An 18,497-nucleotide genomic window follows, 5' to 3' on the forward strand; every position below is an offset into this window, starting at 1 on the left:
GATCCTCTTGCGGTCTCCACAGGTCGCGGACCTGCCGCAGGCCGGGAGGGAACGGCCTGCGGCAGGCTGCCCTGCGGTCCCCCGAACCGTCAGGGCGCGGTCACGTCATCCAGGAGTGTTAGGAAGCGTGCGCCCAACTGCGCGGCGAAGGAGGCGGGAACCTGATGCGGCCGGTAGCTGACGGTCAGCCGCGGTCCACCGCGTTCGTGCGGGCGCACCTCGGCGACGAGTTCCGTCGGCAGGCCGAAGGGTGCCGGACGGAAGAACTCGGTCGCCGCCCCGGAAAGCTCCAGTTCTGCCGGGGCGTTGTTCTGCAGCGCGAACATGTTCTGGAACAGCGGCGCGCGCGGCCCCCGGGGCGGGTTGACCAGCCGGACGACCTCACTGAAGGGGATGTCCTGCGCGGCGAAGGCACGGCGGACCGTGTCCGCGACACGTGCCGGATCGTTCCTCCCCGCCCCCTTCCCGGAGAACCGCATCCGGACGCACAGCACGTCGACGAGGCAGGACACCGCGCGGTCCAGCCGCTCGTCCCCGCGCAGGGCGAACGGAGTACCGACAGCGATGTCGTGGTCTCCCGACACCTCCGCCAGGGCTGCGCCGTAGGCCGTGAGGAGGACGACGAAGGGAGTCACGCCCAGTTCGGCCGCGCGTTCCTCCACACGTTTGAGCGTCTCCTCCGGCAGGGAGAACACCTGGCATTCCGGTCCTCCGTCGGCCGGCCGGTCGGCGGGGGGTTCGGGAACCGTCAGGCTGGGGACACCGGTGAGCTCACCGCGCCAGTACGCGCGCTGCTGCTCCAGCGTCTCGGACGTGAGGCGGGCCCGCTGGGCGTCCGCCACCTCCTGCAGCGTCGGCCCCGTCTCTCCCGGGGGGATGCGGCCGATCCTCGACGCGTTGTAGGCGTCGGCGAGGTCCCCCGCCAGAACGGACTCGGACCAGCCGTCGAAGGCCACGTGGTGCACGACGAGACCGATGAGGTGTGACGCGCCGGGTCCGATCGTCACCATGACCACCCGCCAGATCTCGCCCTCCTCGAGCCGGAAGGGCCGGCCCAGCGCCTGCCGCAGGAGGGCGTGGGCCTCCTCGGGATCCGGTGCCCACAGCACCGCCGGCCGGGGAGGCGCGACATCGAGCGGGACCGCGGCCGGGCCGGGGTCCGCGTCGAAACGGTAGGAGGAGCGCAGGGCCTCGTGCCGGCGGTGGACGTGTTCGACGGCTCGGGCCAGCGCCTCCGGGTCCACTTCACCCTCCACCCGCCAGCCCATCGCGCAGTGGTGCACGAGGTCGTCCGGGGCGAAGACGTGACGCATCAGCATGTCGCTCTGCTGCGGGTTCAACGGCACGGGGCCGCCGTCGGGCCGGACGTCCGCGGCGCGAAGCTCGTGGCCCGCCTGTTCGAGCCATCGGGCGATGCCCGCGGGGGTGGGACTCCGGTAGACCTGGGAAAGCGGCAGGGGCTGTGCGTGGCCGCTCTGGAAGACGGCCCGCACCCGGTTCTGGAGGCTGATGGCCAGCAGGGAGTGCCCACCCAGCTCGAAGAAGTCGTCCTGCGGGCCCACTTCCTCCTGTTCGAGGAGTTCGGCGAAGAGCGCACAGAGCTCCGCCTCCGCGGCCGACCGCGGCGCTTGCGCGGATCGGCCGGGTGCCACGACCACGTCCGGCAAGGCGGCCCGGTCCAGTTTGCCGTTGCCCGTGAGGGGCATGGCCTCCAGCAGTCCGATCGCGGAAGGGATCATGTAGTGCGGCAGCACCTCGGCGAGGTGCGCACGGATCTCCGCGACGTCCGGCTCGACGCCCGGCTCCGGAACCACGTGGCCCACCAGGGTGGCTCCCCCGGTGGCGGATTCCCGTACGGCGGCCGCCGCGTGGCGCACCGCCGGATGGCCGGCGAGCGCCGCCTCGACTTCACCCAGTTCGATCCGGAAGCCTCGGATCTTCACCTGGCTGTCGGCACGGCCCAGGTACACCAGCAGCCCGTCAGGGCGCAGACGGGCGAGATCGCCCGAACGGTAGCCCCGGACCAGCCGGCCCGCGGGGTCCTCGACGGTGACGAAGCGCGCCGCCGTGAGATCGGGCCGCCCGAGGTAGCCCAGGGCCACTCCGGGACCCACGACCACCATCTCACCGGTCTCGCCCGGCTCGACGCAGCGGAGTTCCTCGTCGACCAGGAGGAGGTCGAGGTCGGGCAGCGGGCGGCCGATGACGCTGTCACCGTCGTGCAGGTCCGACTGGCGCACCTGGTGGTACGAGGTGTGCACGGTCGTTTCGGTGATCCCGTACATGTTGACGAGAACGGGCCGGCCGACACCGTACTTGGCGGCCCAGGGCTTGAGGTCGGAAAAGCGCAGCGCTTCCCCGCCGAAGACGACGAACCTCAGCGGGAGGCGTTCCTGGTGTCGGCCGTCCTCGGTCACCAGCTGCTGGAACGCCGAAGGCGTCTGGTTCAGCACCGTCACCCGCTCCTGCCTGAGCAGCCGGTGGAAGGATGCGGGGTCCTTGGCCACGTCGGCGGGCACGAAGACAGCGCAGCCGCCGTGGAGCAGGGCGCCCCACATCTCCCAGACCGAGAAGTCGAAGGCGAAGGAGTGGAAGACCGTCCAGACGTCCTCGGACGTGAAGCCGAAGACGGCGGCGCTCTCCGAGAACAGGCGGAGCACGTTCCGGTGGGTGACCTCGACTCCCTTGGGCCTCCCGGTCGTTCCCGAGGTGAAGATCACGTAGGCCCGCGACTCGGGCGCCACCCGCTCCGGCAGGGGTACGGCGGCCTGCGGTGCGGCCGACGGGGCATCGACCAGACAGCGCTCGATGCCCGCCGGTACCCGTTCCGCGAGGCTCCTGGACGTCACCACGGCCACCGGCGCGGCGTCCTCGAGGATGATGGCGTTCCTCGCCGCCGGAGCCTCAGGGTCCAGCGGGAGGTAGAACGAGCCCGCCTTCAGCACGGCGAGCGCCGCCACTGCCATCTCGACCGACCGGTCGAGCAGAATACCGACGGGACGCTCCGAGGTCCGGGTGAGGGTCGGCAGTTCCCTCGCGAGGTGCGTGGACCGCCGGTCGAGCTCGGCGTAGGTCAGGCTCCGCATGCCGCACTTGACCGCGGTGCGATCCGGGTACGCGGCCGCAGCGCTCTGGAACGCTTCGACGAGGGAGGCCGGGGCGATCGGTTCTGGTGGTTCGTGCATGTCTCACTCGCTCATCCGGAGGGAGCCCGGCCCCATGGGCCCGGGCCTGCGGTTTCGATGCATCGCTGCGAACGCGCTGTCAGCCGACGGACGCCAGCACGTCCGCCTTGGCGTAGTAGACGCGGCGCCCGTTCGTCCGCCGCCGCCAGCTGTTCTCCGAGGCGAGCCGATAGACGTTGCTCATGGAGATGCGGCACAGTTCCGCCACGTCCTTGGCGGTGAGCCACGGCAGCCCGGCCTGGTGCTGGTGCTGGTGGCTCACGCGGCGGTCCAGCTCCCGCCACTCGTATGCCGACCAGGCGTGCCCGGGATCGTTGTCGCACCGGACCTCACTGGGCAGCCGGCCGTCCGCCTGGATCACCGCGATCAGCGATCCCCCGCACTCGTGCTCGATGCAGGCCCCCACCCGGAAGCGCCGTACCCGCTCCGGGCTGACGACGCGCCGTGCCATGGTGGCGGTCTCGGCCATCTCGCTGATGGCGTCACCCGCTGCCGGGTGGTGGCACAGCCAGCGTGCGTGCTGGTGAAGGAACTCCGCCAGCACCTCCATGGACTGCCCGGCAGGAACACACCCGTGTTCCGCGTTCACCAGGTCGCACCATGCCCGAAGGCGCGCCCGCAGGGTGTCGCGCGCTTCGACGGCGACGGCGTTGAGCTTGATCCCGAACGACCGGGTACCGGAGACCCTCTGCCCGTCCCAGGGCGTGGTGGCGAGCATGTTCTCGCATTCCCGGTAGAGGTCCGGAATCGTTTTCAGATCCCGCTGGAACCGCTCGAAACATCCCGTACAGACACGCATGCCGCCGAGCGCGGGACGCACACGGTCAGCCGCTCGGTCGCGGATGTAGGGGCACTCTCCGTTTTGACAGCCGTTCACTTGAAAAATACCTCGCAGTACATGTCCGGCAGGAGCCGGAGAAGATCAGCTGATTCTTGTGGGCCCGACGTCCGGCATTACGCGCGGACGTCCCGGAGGAATTCACTGCCGGTCGCGATCGAATCGGCGGACGCGGATCGGCCACCCGTCGCGGGAACGGTGATCGCCGTCACGAGGAGCCCGTGCCGGGCGGCCCAGCGCCCCCGCAGCACGGTGAGCCTGACGTCATTCACCACGGGGCCGGGTGCCAGCAGATGGGCGGTGAAAGTCTCTGTTTCCGGTTCCAGGACCACTGCGGCGTGCTCGAAGCCCAGCCAACGACGGGCAAGCGGATACCACGCCTTGTACACGCATTCCTTGGCGCTGAACAGCAGCCGGTCCCAGGCGATGTCCGGGTGGCTCTCGGCCAGCCCGGCCAGCATGGCCAGTTCCGCCGGCCCCGCGATCAGCTCTCGGATTCCTTCGTCCGGGCAAGCCTCGTCGGGTTCCGCGTCGACCCCGATCATGGCGAATTCCTCGGCCCTGGCCAGGACCGCCACACGGTATCCCGCACAGTGGGCCATGCTCCCCACGAGGCCCGCGGGCCACAACGGCTCACCCTGGGCTCCGTGCAGGATGGGCACCGGCGCGAAGCCCAGCCGGCCCATGGCCTCCCGGGCACACGCCCGCACCGTACGGAACTCCGCACGCCGCGAGATCAGCGCACGCTCGACGAGAGCGGCCTCCTGGGCGAACACGGGGGGCGTGACGTCCGGATCCCCGAAGGACTGGACGGCCGCCACCTCGGCGGGAACCAACTCCGCTATCACGACGGGGCGCCATCGGCGGGCCGGCCCGACAGGACCGGCACGAGCTGCCCGGGCCGCGCGGCCCGCGCCCTCCACTCACGCGGATATCCCAGGGACACCTCGTAGTGCGGTATCCTGTCCTTGCGCATGAATCCGGGTATGTGCAGGTGCCCGTAGACGACGGCGGCGGCACGGAATCTCCGCGGCCAGTCCTCCGTCGCCGAGGTGCCGCACCACAGCTCGAACTGTGGATGGCGCAGCATTCGCGTCGGTTCGCGGATCAGCGGGAAATGATTGACGAGTACGGTCGACATGCCCTCCGGGAGAGCGGAAAGACGCGCTTCGGATGCGGCGAGCCGCGCACTGCACCACGCCTCCCGGCTCGGATGGGGATCGGGGTGCAGCATGAATTCGTCCATGCACACCACGCCCGATTCTTCTGCCAGCGCGAGCGCCTGAGCCTTGTCGTGGATACCGAGAGCTCTGAACGAGTAATCGTAGAGAACGAAGAGCGGGGCTATGGCGACCGGACCCTCCGGGGTCTCCCAGACGGAGAACGGATCCTCGGGCGTGAGAACCCCCATACCCCTGCAGAGCTCCACGAGGGACCGGTACCGCTCTTCACCGCGTAATGCGAGCGGATCGTCCGGGCGCGTCCACAGCTCGTGGTTCCCCGGCGCCCAGACCACTTGCGCGAAATTACTGCTCAGGACGTCGAGGCCCCATCTCACGTCGTCGCTGTGGTCGCCGATGTCACCGGCCACCACGAGCCAGTCTTCGTCCGACGTCGGCCGGAGCCTTCTGACCAGCTCCTTGTTCTCTTCGTACTGCACGTGCAGATCACTGATGGCTAAAAGATCGCCCATTGGCACACACCCAAAAACTCTTGAGACCGGAGGATCGGCTGGGCGGGTGGCGCTGCACACGAGACGCGGCAGCACCTCGCCGATCAGCCGGCTGAGGGGTGTCCGGGTCGACGTCTCGTCGGCAGCGGCGCCGCAGGGCCGCTTGCCCGCTCCAAGTCCCGCAGGTCAGCCGGAGGCTCTCCCAGCGACTTCCCGGCTGTAATTTCATACGCCTGTATACACACAGGAACCCCCACGCCTCGATCGATGCGAGTCGCGAAGTATCCGGCCGGCGACTCACTCGGTAGGGATCTTCAAGCAGGTCCCGAGCGGGCCGCAATGGATCATATTGTGAGATGGATCACCCAGTGCGCACGGGTGACAGCCGAGCGAGGCGCCACACCTCGGCCGCGTTGCATCAGGTAGATCGGGGTCCGACGGCGGACGACAGTCGGCGACCCCGCGCCGCTCGATGCGCGAATATCAGCCTCCTTGCATCGATATTCGGACGTCTTGAAAAGCGCGACCGCTCCGACGCCGCGCACGCGAAGTTTCGTTTGCAAACCGAGACCCCTCCGCCGCTCCACCTTGAAATCCATCCCAGTGACGGAGGCTGGTAATGGATTGCAAACCGCCGCCGGTCTCGGGCGACTTGACACACGAGCGGTTGCACGGGCATCGGACGGGGCCGGTGGCGTAGGCTGGCGCCGGGCTGCCGGCAAGATCCGTGACGTGGTCGGGCTGTATCTCGCTCCGCCGGCGAACGCCGTGGTCTTCGCGGTGGACGAGAAGCCGCAGATCCAGGCGCTTGAGCGGACTGCTCCGGTGCTGCCCATGGTGCCCGGCACTCCAGAGCGCCGCAGTTTCGACTACATCCGGCACGGCACGGTGGACCTGTTCGCCGCCCTGAACACCGCCACCGGCAAGGTGATCGGGAAGCTGTCCGCACAGCGCCGGGCGGTGGACTTCCGGGACTTCCTCGACGAGATCGACCGCCAGACCAGCCCCGGTCTGGCGGTCCACGTGATATGCGACAACCTCTCCGCCCACAAGGCGCCGGTGGTGCACAAGTGGCTGCTTGCGCATCCCCGGTTCGAGTTGCACTTCACGTCGTCCTACTCGTCCTGGATCAACCAGGTCGAGCGGTGGTTCGCCGAGCTGGAACGACGCTGCCTCGAACGCGGCGTGTTCTGCTCACTCGACGAGCTGAGAGCCGCGCTCGAGGACTGGATCAAAACCTGGAACGAGTAAGCCCGGCCCTTCAAATGGACCAAGACCGCAGACCAGATCATCGACCGCGTCTGCCGCTACTGCGACAGGATCTCCGGACCGGGACACTGGGGAGGGATCGTGACCGACCGGAAGCCGCCGGGTGTGGACTTCGAGTCCTGGGTGGACCGCCAGATCAGGGAGGCCGGTGAGCGCGGCGACTTCGAGAACCTGCCGGGTCCGGGCAAGCCGCTGGCCTCGCTGGACGCCCCTTACGACGAGATGTGGTGGGTCAAGGGCAAAGGCACCGCGAGGGGTTCGCCGGCCTGCCACCCGCACTCGCGCTGCGCAAGGAGGCGGAAGACGCGATGGAGACGGTCCGCGCCGCGCGTTCCGAGCGCAAAGTGCGCGGCATCCTCGCCGAGATCGACGAGAGGATCAGCGCGGCACTGCGCATGCCCCCGCCGGGCCCGCCCCTGCGCCTCTCCGAATTCGACGTCGAAGACGTGGTCGCGGCGTGGCGCGAGGCCCGCACCGCGTAGAGGCCGGACGCACGGTCGTTCCGTACGGATGCGACACCCTGCCAGGACTCCGGCGGGCCGGCCGGCGGCGGAGCGGATCCCCATGACCCGCGGCGCGCTCCTGGTCGGGGCCACTGGACTGGTCGGCGGACAACTGCTGGTGCGGCTGCTGCACGGCCCCCGCTACGACCGCGTCACCGTGCCGGCCCGCCGCCCGCTCGGCCTCGCGTCGCGACCGAGAAGTCCCCGAGCAGGGTGCCGGCCGCGCGCTGGGGGACCCGGTGGCCGGCGAACCGGTCGTAGTTGAAGGCGGTGTCCACCGCCGTCACACCGACTGCGAGGGCTCGTTCCAGGAGCGGGCGGGTCGGAGCCACCCGGTACAGCTCGGGGGACAACACGTCGGTCAGCTCCGCGCACAGTCCCTCCCGGATCAGGATGTCGGGGCTCTTGGACGTCGATCCCGGTTTCGGGGCCGGCCTGTTCGATGTCGACCGGCTCCCCCGACAGCATCCGGCGCAATGCCTGCTCGGCCGCAGCATGGAAGGTGAGTCGCCTGCCGGACGCGGTGCCCCGGAGTCCCTCGTCGACGCGCTCGACCAGCGGCGGGAAGCCCGTGACGCACGCCAGCCCCGTCGGCGGGCCGAACAGGCCCCCCGGCGACCGAAGGACATTTCCGCCGAACCGAGCGGACCAAGATCCGGACCATTCCCGGACCAGCGCTATGCCGGCAGGCCCCAACTACCCGGTTTCCGCAGTTCAGGGGCCCGCCAAGCTTGTACCACCAGCAGACGAAGAATCTGATACTGGACGAGTCGGCAAAGGAACCCGGCAGGTGCCGCTGCGCGCTCCCGTCCGCCTCGGCGTGAGGCCGCCGTGCCGCCCGGCATGGCGCCGGCACCCACATGGCTGACGGCGCGTCAGTAAAGTCGGCAAAGGGTCAGCATGAGCTCGGCCGAACGCGGTTACAGATGACTACAGATGCACGTGGGCCAACTCCCGGAATCATGGCCTTGACCTGGGGAAACCCCCGGGCTGAAGCGGACCTGGCAGAGTGAGGGGCGAGCCGTGTTCTACTACCTGCTCAAATACGTCCTGCTGGGACCGCTGCTCAGAATGGTCTTCCGGCCCCGGATCGAGGGGCTGGAGCGCGTGCCGGCGTCCGGTCCGGCCATCGTCGCGGGCAACCATCTGTCGTTCTCGGACCACTTCCTGATGCCCGCGACACTCAAACGGCGCATCACCTTCCTGGCCAAGGCCGAGTACTTCACGGGACCGGGTCTCAAGGGACGGCTCACCGCCGCCTTCTTCCGCAGCGCCGGGCAGATCCCGGTCGACCGCTCCGGCAAGGAGGCCGGGCAGGCCGCGATCCGGGAAGGGCTCGGGGTGCTGCGCAAGGGCGAGCTCCTCGGCATCTACCCGGAGGGCACCCGGTCGCACGACGGCCGTCTGTACAAGGGCAAGGTCGGTGTCGCGGTCATGGCGCTCAGGGCGCAGGTGCCGGTCGTGCCGTGCGCGATGATCGGCACGTTCGAGGCCCAGCCGCCGGGCCGGGTCGTCCCGCGCATGTACCCGGTCACGATCCGCTTCGGCAAGCCCCTGGACTTCTCCCGCTACGCCGGGATGGAGAACGAGAAGGCCGTCCTGCGCGCCGTCACGGACGAGATCATGTACGCCATTCTGTCGCTGTCCGGGCAGGAGTACGTCGACCGGTACGCGGCGGTGGTCAAGGCGGAGCAGGCCGAGGCGAAGGGCGGGAAGGAGCGCAGGTTCCCGCGCTCACCGCTCGGCTGACCGCCACGGCACCGCACACGGCGCCCTGAACGGCGAAGGGGCGGCCGGGCATCCCGGCCGCCCCTCGTCGCGTACGACTGCCTGTCACGTACGGCTGCCTGTCACGTACGGTTGCCCGCTACGGCTTCGGCGTGGCGTGCGGGGCGCAGGTCACGTCCGCCCGGTCCAGCTCGCCGGTGAGCAGGTAGGCGTCCACCCGGTCGTTGACGCACGGGTTGGCCAGGCCGGTGACGCCGTGGGAGCCCGCGTCCTTCTCAGTGATCAGGCGGGAGCCCTTGAAGCGCTTGTGCAGTTCGACGGCGCCGGCGTACGGGGTGGCGGCGTCCCGCGTGGACTGCACGATCAGCACCGGCGGCAGGCCCTTGCCGGTCTTGACGTCCACCGGGGTCTGCTGCTTGACCGGCCAGGTGGCGCACGGCAGGTTCATCCACGCGTTGGCCCAGGTCATGAAGGGGGCGGTCTGGTGCAGCCGCGTGTTGTCGCGGTCCCACCTCTGCCAGCTGGTGGGCCACTTGGCGTCGGTGCACTCCACGGCCGTGTAGACGGCGTTGCCGTTCTCCGAGGAGATGTTGCCCGCGGTGTCGGACATGTCCGGGGCGGCCGCGTCGATGAGCGCCTGGGTGTCACCGGCGACGTACTTGCTGAACACCGTGGCCACCGGCACCCATGCGGAGTCGTAGTACGGGGCGCTCTGGAAGAAGGAGATCAGCTCGTTCGGGCCGACGACTCCGCCGATGGGGTTCTTCTTGGCGGTGGCGCGCAGCGTCAGCCACTTGTCCTGGACCTCGGCGCGGGTAGTGCCCAGGTGGAAGGCGGCGTCGTTCTTGGCGACCCAGTCCTGCCAGTCCTTCCAGCGGACCTCGAAGGCGGTGTTCTGGTTCAGGTTGGCCTGGTACCAGATGTTCTCACGCGCCGGGTTGACGACGCTGTCGACGACCATCCGGCGCACGTGGTCCGGGTACATCGTGCCGTAGACGGCGCCGAGGTAGGTGCCGTAGGAGACGCCGAGGAAGTTGAGCTTCTTCTCGCCGAGCGCGGCGCGGATGACGTCCAGGTCGCGGACGGTGTTCGCGGTGGTCATCTGCTGCAGCATCGTACGGCCGGTGCGCTCGTAGCAGCCCTCGGCGTACTCGCGGGCCAGCTTGCGCTGGACGCGCTTGTCGGCCTCGGAGTCCGGCACCGGGTCCAGCTTGGGCCCCTTGGCGAACTCCTGCGGGTCCGCGCAGGAGATGGGCGCCGAGTGGCCGACGCCGCGCGGGTCGAAGCCGACGAAGTCGTAGGCCTTCGCCACGTTGGCCCAGATGGGGTTCTTGGAGGTGACCCGGGTCGGGAAGCGCAGGCCCGAGCCGCCCGGCCCGCCCGGGTTGTAGAGGAGGGCGCCCTGGCGCTCCTTCTCGGTGCCGGTGTTGCCGATGCGGTCGACGGCGAGCTTGATCTGCCTGCCGTCCGGCTTGGCGTAGTCGACCGGCACCGAGACCCAGCCGCACTGGATGGCCTTGGCCAGCCCCCAGTCGGCGGGACAGTCCTGCCAGTCGATCCCGGCCTTGGCGGCGCGCTCGGCGGCGATCGCGGCGCCGCGGGCCTCACGGTCCTGGCCGTGGCGGTTCTCCGCGCCGGCGGCGGGCGTCGCCATGGCGCCCGCCATCAGGGTCGCCGTGACCAGCGCGCCGGCCGAACCGAGCGCCATCGCCCGGTTCTTCGGTCTCATGTCCCTCAAGTGGGACCTCCCCGTACATCGTTGCGAATTGGGTACGGGGGATCCTTGCGGCTGCGAGGTCCCCGGGAACAGGGGGCGCCGGCCTTCTTTGCCAATCCGATAACCGGCGCGGCGTGTCCCGCTGAGCGGAGCCCGTGACGTCTGCCACAGCCTGAGGGCACCTCAGGTCCGGCACCCGGTCGTCCTGCTGTGGAGTGCCGGACGGTGAACGGTGTACGACATCGCGTCACCGTGCTGCTGTACGGCAAGAGTTGACGCATCTCCAGAAACCGTTCGCCGTCAGCGAGAACAAGCCCTGCGGTGTGAGCCGGAACGGACCAAATGACGTACCTCCTTTCGGGTAGGTTCACCTCCTTTTCCGAGGTCCTTCCGGTTGCACGACACGCTTCCCCGGATGGCGGAGTGAGGCGCTCCGGCGCTGGTCCGGGAGTCGTCACCGGAGGAGACGGCTACTCGAACGCGGGGGTGTTCACCCGAACGGCTGAGTGGTGAGTAACAACACAAATCTCCGGTTCCGTTGGGATTTTCGGACATGCGTGGGTGAAGATCCGTGTCTGACGACAAGCCCCCGCCACCGCGGCGGGGCGGTCCGGGCGGACGCCGAATCCTGCCGCCACCCGGACGACCGGTCGACGGAAGTGGATCGGCAGGAGTGGAGGACCCAAGCACGACGGGTCGCCGGAACGGCCACACCATGGCCGGCCCGAGCAGCCCTTGGGGTGAAGCCGCGACAACGCGGCCGGGCAACTTCGCCAGCCCGAATCCGACAGGTCATCCTTCACAGGCGGCTGACGAAGGGTTGCGCATGACCACGCTCAATCGTGTCCCGTCGCTGATGGCCCGGGCCGGCACGGCCTCGGCCCTGACCCTGGCCGCCGTGGGCGGCTCGCTCGTGGTTCCCGGCATGGCCTCCGAGGCCGCGGCCGCGACACCGGCCAAGAAGGCGCTTCACATCGCGGCGTCCAAGAAGGGCGCCCCCTACCAGTGGGGCGGCACCGGGCCGCGGAGGTTCGACTGCTCCGGCCTCACGCTGTACTCGTTCAAGAAGGCGGGCAAGAAGCTGCCCCGCACGGCGGCCCAGCAGTACAACAAGACCCGCCACATCTCCGCGAAGAACCGCCGGGCCGGAGACCTGGTGTTCTTCCACTCGGGCTCGAACGTCTACCACGTCGGCATCTACGCCGGCGGGGGCAAGATCTGGCACGCCCCGAAGACCGGGGACGTGGTGAAGCTGCAGAAGATCTGGACGAAGAGCGTCTGGTACGGCCGGGTCCGCTGACCCGCCCGGGGCGGTGGCGGCACCCTGAGGCGCCGTCACCGCCCCGGGCCCCGCACGCGCTACGGTTCCCGCCGTCCCGTGGCCGTGACCGGCCGGGCCGGGACCGTCCACGGAAGCTCGACGCAGACCGTCTTGCCGCCCTCCCGGGTCGGCCGCACCGTCAGTCTGCCGCCGCACTCGGCGGTGAGCCACCGGATGATCACCATGCCCCGGCCGTTGTCCTGCTGGACGGCGGCCGGCAGTCGTTTCGGGAACCTCGGGTGGCTGTCGGTCACCCCGATACGCAGGTGCTCGTCACGCACGAGGACGAGGTCCACCGTGAAGGTGGGTGACTGCCCGAGGGTGTGCTGTACGACGTTGGTGGCGAGCTCGGAGACGATGAGCCGGATGGTCTCGACGGTGTCCGTGTCCGGCGGCAGGCCCCACTCCTCGAGGGTGCCCACCACGTAACCGCGGGCCGCGGAGACCGAGGCGGGATCGCTCGGCAGAGTGACGGATGCTTCCAGACGGTCTGCCATGGCGACGTCGTCCCTTTCCCAGGGGATCGCAGTCCGACACGGAGCGGATGGTTCGAGTACGGTCCCGGACTGGTGCTTCGCCGCCAGACTGCCACCACCGCGCCGGTCCCGCGTGGCGATCCACCAGATATGCATATATCTGTCGCCCGATGCGGTGAACTCTGCGACGACAGACCGTATGTGAAACGGGTCGTGTGGAGCGTTCGGAGGAGTGAGGAGCAGTCCATGCAGCACGGTCCCGCGGTACGCCGCCGGAAACTGGGCGCCGAACTGCGCACGCTGCGCACCGGAGCGGGTCTCACCAGCGGTCAGGCGGCCCGGCTGGTGGGCTGGCACCAGTCGAAGGTCAGCCGGATCGAGACCGGCGCCAGTGGGGTGAAACCGGCCGATGTGCGGTTACTCCTGGACGCGTACGCCGTCCAGGACTCCCAACTGCGCGAGTTGCTGATGGTGTTGGCGGGGCTGGACGACGACGGCGGCCGGCACAACTGGTGGCACGCCTACCGTGGCGTACTGCCGCCGACCTACCGGGACTTCATCAGCCTGGAGTCGCAGGCGAGCGGGATGCGCACACTGGAGACCTCGGTCGTCCCCGGACTGCTGCAGACCCCCGAGTACGCGCGCGCGGTCACCCGGGCCGCCGTGGACGGGCTCGACGGCGACCGGCTGGACACGCTGGTGGAGGTGCGGCTGGCCCGCCAGGACGTGCTGCGCGCGCATCCGCCGCTGAAGCTGGACGCGGTGCTGGACGAGGCCGTGCTGCGCCGGGAGGTCGGCGGGCCCGAAGTGATGGCACGGCAGCTGGAGCGGCTGACGGAGGCGGCGCTGCTGCCCCAAGTGCGGCTCCAGGTACTGCCGTTCGCCGCCGGGGAGCACATCGGCGTCACCGGGCCCTTCGTCATCTTCTCCTTTTCGAACGCCTCTGATCTCGACGTGGTGGTCATCGACCACTTGACGAGTAGCCTCCACCTCGAACGGAAAGAAGACCTGGAGGCCTACACCGAGGCCTTCGACACTCTTCGGAGCCACGCTCTTCCGCCCGAGGACTCGTTGGATTTCATCGCCCGGTTGCGCCGGGACACCTGACGGCGCGCCACCGCTCACCACGTAAGGAGGCACCATGTCCGCTCTGCCTCGGCACGTACCTTCCCGCACCGATCTGCACGGCGTGCACTGGCTGCGCAGCAGCTACAGCACCGGAGCCAACAACTGCGTCGAGACGGCCCGGCCGGCCACGGGACCCTGGGCCGGGCTGCTCGCCGTACGCGACTCCAAGGACCCGGCCGGGCCGGCGCTGCTCTTCTCCCCCGGAAGCTGGACGGCCTTCACGGCCGCGGCGCACGGTCTCTGACGCACGATCCGGTCAGTTCCGCATCCGGCGACGCACGGCCGTGTCACGCCGACTCATGGCCGCGTTTCGCCGATCACCCGTACAGCGCGTTCGATCTGCGCCCCGGAGAGGTCCGCGCGGGCGGTCAGCCGCAGCCGTGAGATGCCGTCGGGCACGGAAGGAGGACGGAAGCAGCCCACGGCCAGCCCGGCCGCACGGCAGTCGGCCGCCCAGCGCACGGCCTCCTCCGGGGACGGCGCGCGCACCGAGACCACCGCGGCGTCCGGGCGTACCGCCTCCAGACCCGCGGCGGTCAGGCGCGCGTGGAGTTCGTCCGCCACCTCACGCGCGCGTGCCGCTCGCTCCGGTTCGCGGCGCAGTAGCCTCAGCGCCGCCAGGGCCGCCCCCGCGGCCGCGGGGGCGAGGCCCGTGTCGAAGATGAACGTCCGGGCCGCGTTGACCAGGTGCTCGATCACCCGCGCGGGCCCGAGGACGGCCCCGCCCTGGCTGCCGAGCGACTTCGACAGCGTGGCGGTGACGACCACGTCGCCGGCGCCCGTCAGCCCCGCCGCGTGCGCGGCACCGCGGCCGCCGGCGCCCAGCACGCCCAGCCCGTGGGCGTCGTCGACGACGAGACCGGCGCCGTGCTCCCGGCAGGCCGCGGCGAGCTCCGCCAGCGGGGCGGCGTCGCCGTCGACCGAGAACACCGTGTCGGAGACGAGGACCGCCGGGCCCTCGTGGGCGCCGAGCGCCTTGCGCACGGCCTCCGGGTCGGCGTGCCCGACGACCTGCGTGGTGCCCCGGGCCAGCCGGCAGCCGTCGATGAGCGAGGCGTGGTTGCCCGCGTCGGAGACGATGAGCGAGCCGTGCGGGGCGAGCGCGGTGACCGCGGCGAGGTTGGCGGCGTATCCGGAGGAGAAGACCAGCGCCGCCTCGAAGCCGCAGAAGCCGGCCAGCTCGCGCTCCAGTTCGGCGTGCAGCTCGGTGGTGCCGGTGACCAGCCGGGAGCCGGTCGAGCCGCCGCCCCAGGTGCGCGCCGCGTCCGCGGCCCCCGCCGTGACCTCCGGGTGGCGGGCCAGCCCCAGGTAGTCGTTGCTCGCGAGGTCCAGCAGCGGCGACCCGGCCGGGCGGGGCCGCAGCGTCCGTACGAGCCCGGCCCGGCGGCGCGCCTCGGCCTGCTCCTCGATCCAGCCGAACGCCATGGGTCCTCCGGGGCTTTTGTCAGCAGTGCACAGACCCTAGCGGGCGGCGCGAAGACCCTATCCGCGGGACCATCCGTCCAGAGTGTGGCAATACCCACACGTCAATGCGTGTGGAGTTGTGCAGACTCTCCTTGGCCCAGGACGGACGCGTAGGACAGGATCGACTCATGGACCTGCTGAACACGCTGGTGGACAAGGGGCTTCGGCGCGAGTCGCCGACCCGGGAGGAAGCTCTGGCCGTGCTGGCCACCTCCGACGACGACCTGCTCGACGTGGTGGCCGCGGCCGGAAAGGTGCGCCGCCACTGGTTCGGCCGGCGCGTGAAGCTCAACTATCTCGTCAACCTCAAGTCCGGCCTGTGCCCCGAGGACTGCTCCTACTGCTCCCAGCGGCTCGGCTCGAAGGCCGACATCCTCAAGTACACCTGGCTCAAGCCCGACGACGCGTCGAAGGCCGCGGCCGCCGGGCTGGCCGGCGGCGCCAAGCGGGTCTGCCTGGTGGCGAGCGGGCGCGGCCCGACGGACCGTGACGTGGACCGGGTCTCGGAGACCATCAAGGCCATCAAGGAGCAGAACGAGGGCGTCGAGGTGTGCGCCTGCCTCGGGCTGCTCTCCGACGGCCAGGCCGAGCGGCTGCGGGAGGCCGGGGCCGACGCCTACAACCACAACCTCAACACCTCCGAGGCGACGTACGGCGACATCACCTCCACCCACACCTACGCCGACCGGGTGGACACGGTGAACAAGGCGCACGCGGCCGGGCTGTCCGCCTGCTCCGGGCTCATCGCCGGAATGGGCGAGAGCGACGAGGACCTGGTCGACGTGGTCTTCTCGCTGCGCGAGCTGGACCCCGACTCCGTTCCGGTGAACTTCCTGATCCCGTTCGAGGGCACGCCGCTCGCCAAGGAGTGGAACCTGACCCCGCAGCGCTGCCTGCGGATCCTGGCGATGGTGCGGTTCGTCTGCCCGGACGTGGAGGTGCGGATCGCGGGCGGCCGTGAGGTGCACCTGCGCGCGATGCAGCCGCTCGCCCTGCACCTGGCCAACTCGATCTTCCTCGGCGACTACCTGACCAGCGAGGGCCAGGCCGGCAAGGCCGACCTGGAGATGATCGCGGACGCCGGGTTCGAGGTGGAGGGCGCGGACCAGGTGACGCTGCCGGAGCACCGGACCTCCGGGGGCTGTCACGGCGGCGGGTGCGGAACCTCCGCGGACCCCGCCCCTTCGGCGAACGAGCCGCGCACGGACCTCGTCGCCGTACGCCGCCGGGGCGCCGGAACGGACGTCGCACCCAATGCCTGACCTGTCCGGCCCGGGCGTGCCCGAGCTGCTGGAGCTCGACCGGCGGCACGTGTGGCACCCGTACGGGCCCATGCCCGGCCGCCGGGAACCGCTCGTCGTGGAGTCGGCGAGCGGGGTGCGGCTCAGACTCGCGGACGGCTCGGGCGAACTGGTCGACGGCATGTCGTCGTGGTGGGCGGCGATCCACGGCTACAACCACCCGGTGCTGAACGAGGCCGCGCGGGAGCAGCTGGCGCGGATGAGCCACGTGATGTTCGGCGGGCTCACGCACGAGCCCGCCGTCCGGCTCGCGAAGCTCCTTGTCGACATGTCACCCGAGGGTCTGGAGCACGTGTTCCTCGCCGACTCCGGTTCGGTGTCGGTCGAGGTCGCGGTCAAGATGTGCCTGCAGTACTGGCGCTCGCTCGGCCGCCCGGACAAGCGGCGCCTGCTGACCTGGCGGGGCGGCTACCACGGCGACACCTGGCAGCCGATGTCCGTGTGCGACCCCGAGGGCGGGATGCACGAGCTGTGGTCCGGTGTGCTGCCTCGTCAGGTCTTCGCGGACGCGCCGCCGGCCGAGTACGAGGAGGCGTACGCCGGCCATCTGCGGGAGACGGTCGAACGGCACGCCGGTGAACTGGCCGCCGTGATCGTCGAACCGGTGGTGCAGGGCGCGGGCGGGATGCGGTTCCACTCCCCCGCCTATCTGAGGGTGTTGCGCGAGGTGTGCGACGCCCACGAGGTGCTGCTGGTGTTCGACGAGATCGCGACCGGGTTCGGGCGCACCGGCGCGCTGTTCGCGGCGGAGCACGCCGCCGTGACGCCGGATGTGATGTGTGTGGGCAAGGCGCTGACCGGCGGCTATCTGACGATGGCGGCGACGTTGTGCACGGCGCGGGTGGCGGACGGGATCTCGCGGGGCGAGGTGCCGGTGCTGGCGCACGGGCCGACGTTCATGGGCAACCCGCTGGCGGCGGCCGTGGCGTGCGCGTCGATCGGGCTGCTGCTGGGCCAGGACTGGCTCGCGGAGGTCAAGCGGATCGAGGCGGGGCTGCGGGAGGGGCTGGCCCCGGCGGCGGAGCTGCCCGGGGTGCGGGACGTGCGGGTCCTGGGCGCCATCGGTGTGGTCCAGCTCGACCGTCCGGTGGACATGGCGGCGGCGACGCGGGCGGCCGTGCGCGAGGGCGTGTGGCTGCGGCCGTTCCGGGACCTGGTGTACACGATGCCGCCGTACGTCACCGGGGAGGCGGATGTGGCACGGATCGCGCGCGCGGTGTGCGCGGCGGCGCGGGAGGGTTGAGATGCCGGTACTGGTGATCACGGGCACCGGGACGGAGGTCGGCAAGACGGTCACCACGGCCGCCGTCGCCGCGGCGGCCGTCGCGGCGGGGCGGTCGGTGGCCGTGCTGAAGGCCGCGCAGACGGGCGTACGGCCGGACGAGCGCGGGGACGCCGAGGAGGTCGCGCGGCTGGCCGGTCCGGTGACGGCGTGTGAACTGGCCCGCTATCCCGAGCCGTTGGCGCCCGCCACGGCGGCCCGGCGGGCCGGACGGGCGCCGGTGCGCCCGCCCGAGGTGGCCGAGGCCGCCGCCGAGCTGGCCACCGAGCACGATCTCGTGCTGGTGGAGGGCGCGGGCGGGCTGCTGGTCCGCTTCGACGAGTCGGGCGGCACGCTGGCGGACGCGGCGCGGCTGCTGCGCGCCCCGGTCCTGCTGGTGGCCCCGGCCGGTCTGGGCACGCTGAACACGACGGAGCTGACGGCCCGTGAACTGCGTTCCCGCGGTGTGGACCTGCTCGGCGTGGTGATCGGCAGCTGGCCGGTCCGTCCGGACCTGGCCTCCCGGTGCAACATCACCGACCTCCCCGAAGCAGCCGCCGCGCCCCTCCTCGGCGCCCTTCCCGCGGGCGCCGGCGCCCTCCCGCCGGCCGCCTTCCGGGCAGCGGCCCCCGAC

16 protein-coding genes, 1 pseudogene and 1 riboswitch are annotated in these 18,497 nt (G+C 70.6%); of the genes and pseudogenes, 9 read left to right on the forward strand and 8 right to left on the reverse strand.

What is annotated here, in order from left to right:
- Positions 1-89: 89 nt before the first annotated feature.
- The 4 genes from C1I97_RS01290 to C1I97_RS01305 form a co-directional block, all read right to left on the reverse strand.
- Positions 90-3,185, reverse strand: a complete 3,096-nt coding sequence (locus C1I97_RS01290; protein ID WP_111001358.1) for a non-ribosomal peptide synthetase — start codon at positions 3,183-3,185, stop codon at positions 90-92.
- A 79-nt stretch (positions 3,186-3,264) separates the two neighbouring features.
- Positions 3,265-3,984 carry a helix-turn-helix domain-containing protein gene (locus tag C1I97_RS01295; RefSeq protein WP_146608130.1) on the reverse strand — a complete coding sequence of 240 codons (720 nt, stop codon included), beginning with the start codon at positions 3,982-3,984 and terminating at the stop codon, positions 3,265-3,267.
- 155 nt (positions 3,985-4,139) lie between these two features.
- Positions 4,140-4,871 (reverse strand): 4'-phosphopantetheinyl transferase family protein, encoded by a 732-nt coding sequence (locus C1I97_RS01300; protein ID WP_111001372.1) that lies wholly within the window; start codon positions 4,869-4,871, stop codon positions 4,140-4,142.
- On the reverse strand, positions 4,868-5,716 hold the full coding sequence (locus tag C1I97_RS01305; protein WP_111001360.1) for a metallophosphoesterase family protein: 849 nt from the start codon (positions 5,714-5,716) through the stop codon (positions 4,868-4,870). Before C1I97_RS01305 ends, C1I97_RS01300 begins: the two co-directional genes overlap by 4 nt.
- 582 nt (positions 5,717-6,298) lie before the next feature.
- On the opposite strand from C1I97_RS01305, the gene C1I97_RS01310 reads away from it, so the two are divergent.
- Together C1I97_RS01310 and C1I97_RS01315 are read left to right on the forward strand one after the other, a co-directional pair.
- Positions 6,299-6,946, forward strand: a complete 648-nt coding sequence (locus C1I97_RS01310) for an IS630 family transposase (RefSeq protein ID WP_309147765.1) — start codon at positions 6,299-6,301, stop codon at positions 6,944-6,946.
- A 99-nt stretch (positions 6,947-7,045) separates the two neighbouring features.
- A pseudogene (locus tag C1I97_RS01315) lies at positions 7,046-7,446 on the forward strand (J-domain-containing protein).
- 173 nt (positions 7,447-7,619) lie between these two features.
- Here the strand turns inward: C1I97_RS01315 and C1I97_RS01320 are convergent.
- Entirely contained in the window at positions 7,620-7,823 is a 204-nt protein-coding gene (locus C1I97_RS01320) for a hypothetical protein (protein ID WP_111001361.1), read from the reverse strand.
- Between the two features lie 667 nt (positions 7,824-8,490).
- Between C1I97_RS01320 and C1I97_RS01325 the strand changes: the two genes are divergently transcribed.
- Positions 8,491-9,216: a lysophospholipid acyltransferase family protein gene (locus C1I97_RS01325; protein ID WP_111001362.1), complete on the forward strand. Its 726-nt coding sequence runs from the start codon at positions 8,491-8,493 to the stop codon at positions 9,214-9,216.
- Between the two features lie 118 nt (positions 9,217-9,334).
- Here the strand turns inward: C1I97_RS01325 and C1I97_RS01330 are convergent, their stop codons facing one another.
- Positions 9,335-10,933 carry an alpha/beta hydrolase gene (locus tag C1I97_RS01330; RefSeq protein ID WP_441349074.1) on the reverse strand — a complete coding sequence of 533 codons (1,599 nt, stop codon included), beginning with the start codon at positions 10,931-10,933 and terminating at the stop codon, positions 9,335-9,337.
- Between the two features lie 598 nt (positions 10,934-11,531).
- Positions 11,532-11,734: riboswitch (cyclic di-AMP (ydaO/yuaA leader) on the forward strand.
- 4 nt (positions 11,735-11,738) lie between these two features.
- On the opposite strand from C1I97_RS01330, the gene C1I97_RS01335 reads away from it, so the two are divergent.
- Positions 11,739-12,212 (forward strand): C40 family peptidase, encoded by a 474-nt coding sequence (locus tag C1I97_RS01335; protein ID WP_111001364.1) that lies wholly within the window; start codon positions 11,739-11,741, stop codon positions 12,210-12,212.
- Between the two features lie 59 nt (positions 12,213-12,271).
- On the opposite strand, the gene C1I97_RS01340 is transcribed toward C1I97_RS01335, so the two are convergent.
- A complete protein-coding gene (locus tag C1I97_RS01340) occupies positions 12,272-12,730 on the reverse strand; it encodes an ATP-binding protein (protein ID WP_111001365.1) in 459 nt (152 codons plus the stop codon).
- Between the two features lie 225 nt (positions 12,731-12,955).
- Here C1I97_RS01340 and C1I97_RS01345 point away from each other — a divergent pair, with 225 nt between their 5' ends.
- Together C1I97_RS01345 and C1I97_RS01350 are read left to right on the forward strand one after the other, a co-directional pair.
- The gene (locus C1I97_RS01345; protein ID WP_111001366.1) at positions 12,956-13,816 is read left to right on the forward strand and encodes a helix-turn-helix domain-containing protein; all 861 of its coding nucleotides are present in this window, start codon (positions 12,956-12,958) and stop codon (positions 13,814-13,816) included.
- A 34-nt stretch (positions 13,817-13,850) separates the two neighbouring features.
- Positions 13,851-14,081 (forward strand): DUF397 domain-containing protein, encoded by a 231-nt coding sequence (locus tag C1I97_RS01350; RefSeq protein WP_111001367.1) that lies wholly within the window; start codon positions 13,851-13,853, stop codon positions 14,079-14,081.
- 53 nt (positions 14,082-14,134) lie between these two features.
- Here the strand turns inward: C1I97_RS01350 and C1I97_RS01355 are convergent, their stop codons facing one another.
- Entirely contained in the window at positions 14,135-15,262 is a 1,128-nt protein-coding gene (locus C1I97_RS01355; RefSeq protein WP_111001368.1) for an 8-amino-7-oxononanoate synthase, read from the reverse strand.
- Between the two features lie 167 nt (positions 15,263-15,429).
- Between C1I97_RS01355 and bioB the strand changes: the two genes are divergently transcribed.
- The 3 genes from bioB to bioD form a co-directional block, all read left to right on the forward strand.
- Entirely contained in the window at positions 15,430-16,563 is a 1,134-nt protein-coding gene (gene bioB, locus C1I97_RS01360; protein WP_111001369.1) for a biotin synthase BioB, read from the forward strand.
- Positions 16,556-17,845, forward strand: coding sequence for an adenosylmethionine--8-amino-7-oxononanoate transaminase (locus C1I97_RS01365; protein WP_111001370.1), 1,290 nt, complete (start codon positions 16,556-16,558; stop codon positions 17,843-17,845). The genes bioB and C1I97_RS01365 overlap by 8 nt, the downstream gene beginning before the upstream one ends.
- Before the next feature lies 1 nt (position 17,846).
- A partial coding sequence (gene bioD, locus C1I97_RS01370; protein ID WP_181446506.1) for a dethiobiotin synthase occupies positions 17,847-18,497 on the forward strand: 651 nt, incomplete at its 3' end.

This window comes from Streptomyces sp. NTH33 (assembly GCF_003236365.1).
Taxonomy (GTDB): Bacteria; Actinomycetota; Actinomycetes; order Streptomycetales; family Streptomycetaceae; genus Streptomyces.

Excerpts from the sequence above, each read along its gene's own strand:
- C1I97_RS01340 (WP_111001365.1), bottom strand. The coding sequence starts at position 12,730 with ATGGCAGACCGTCTGGAAGCATCCGTCACTCTGCCGAGCGATCCCGCC.
- C1I97_RS01365 (WP_111001370.1), top strand. The coding sequence starts at position 16,556 with ATGCCTGACCTGTCCGGCCCGGGCGTGCCCGAGCTGCTGGAGCTCGAC.
- C1I97_RS01335 (WP_111001364.1), top strand. The coding sequence starts at position 11,739 with ATGACCACGCTCAATCGTGTCCCGTCGCTGATGGCCCGGGCCGGCACG.
- C1I97_RS01350 (WP_111001367.1), top strand. The coding sequence starts at position 13,851 with ATGTCCGCTCTGCCTCGGCACGTACCTTCCCGCACCGATCTGCACGGC.
- bioB (WP_111001369.1), top strand. The coding sequence starts at position 15,430 with ATGGACCTGCTGAACACGCTGGTGGACAAGGGGCTTCGGCGCGAGTCG.
- C1I97_RS01290 (WP_111001358.1), bottom strand. The coding sequence starts at position 3,185 with ATGCACGAACCACCAGAACCGATCGCCCCGGCCTCCCTCGTCGAAGCG.
- C1I97_RS01305 (WP_111001360.1), bottom strand. The coding sequence starts at position 5,716 with ATGGGCGATCTTTTAGCCATCAGTGATCTGCACGTGCAGTACGAAGAG.
- C1I97_RS01345 (WP_111001366.1), top strand. The coding sequence starts at position 12,956 with ATGCAGCACGGTCCCGCGGTACGCCGCCGGAAACTGGGCGCCGAACTG.
- C1I97_RS01295 (WP_146608130.1), bottom strand. The coding sequence starts at position 3,984 with ATGCGTGTCTGTACGGGATGTTTCGAGCGGTTCCAGCGGGATCTGAAA.
- C1I97_RS01355 (WP_111001368.1), bottom strand. The coding sequence starts at position 15,262 with ATGGCGTTCGGCTGGATCGAGGAGCAGGCCGAGGCGCGCCGCCGGGCC.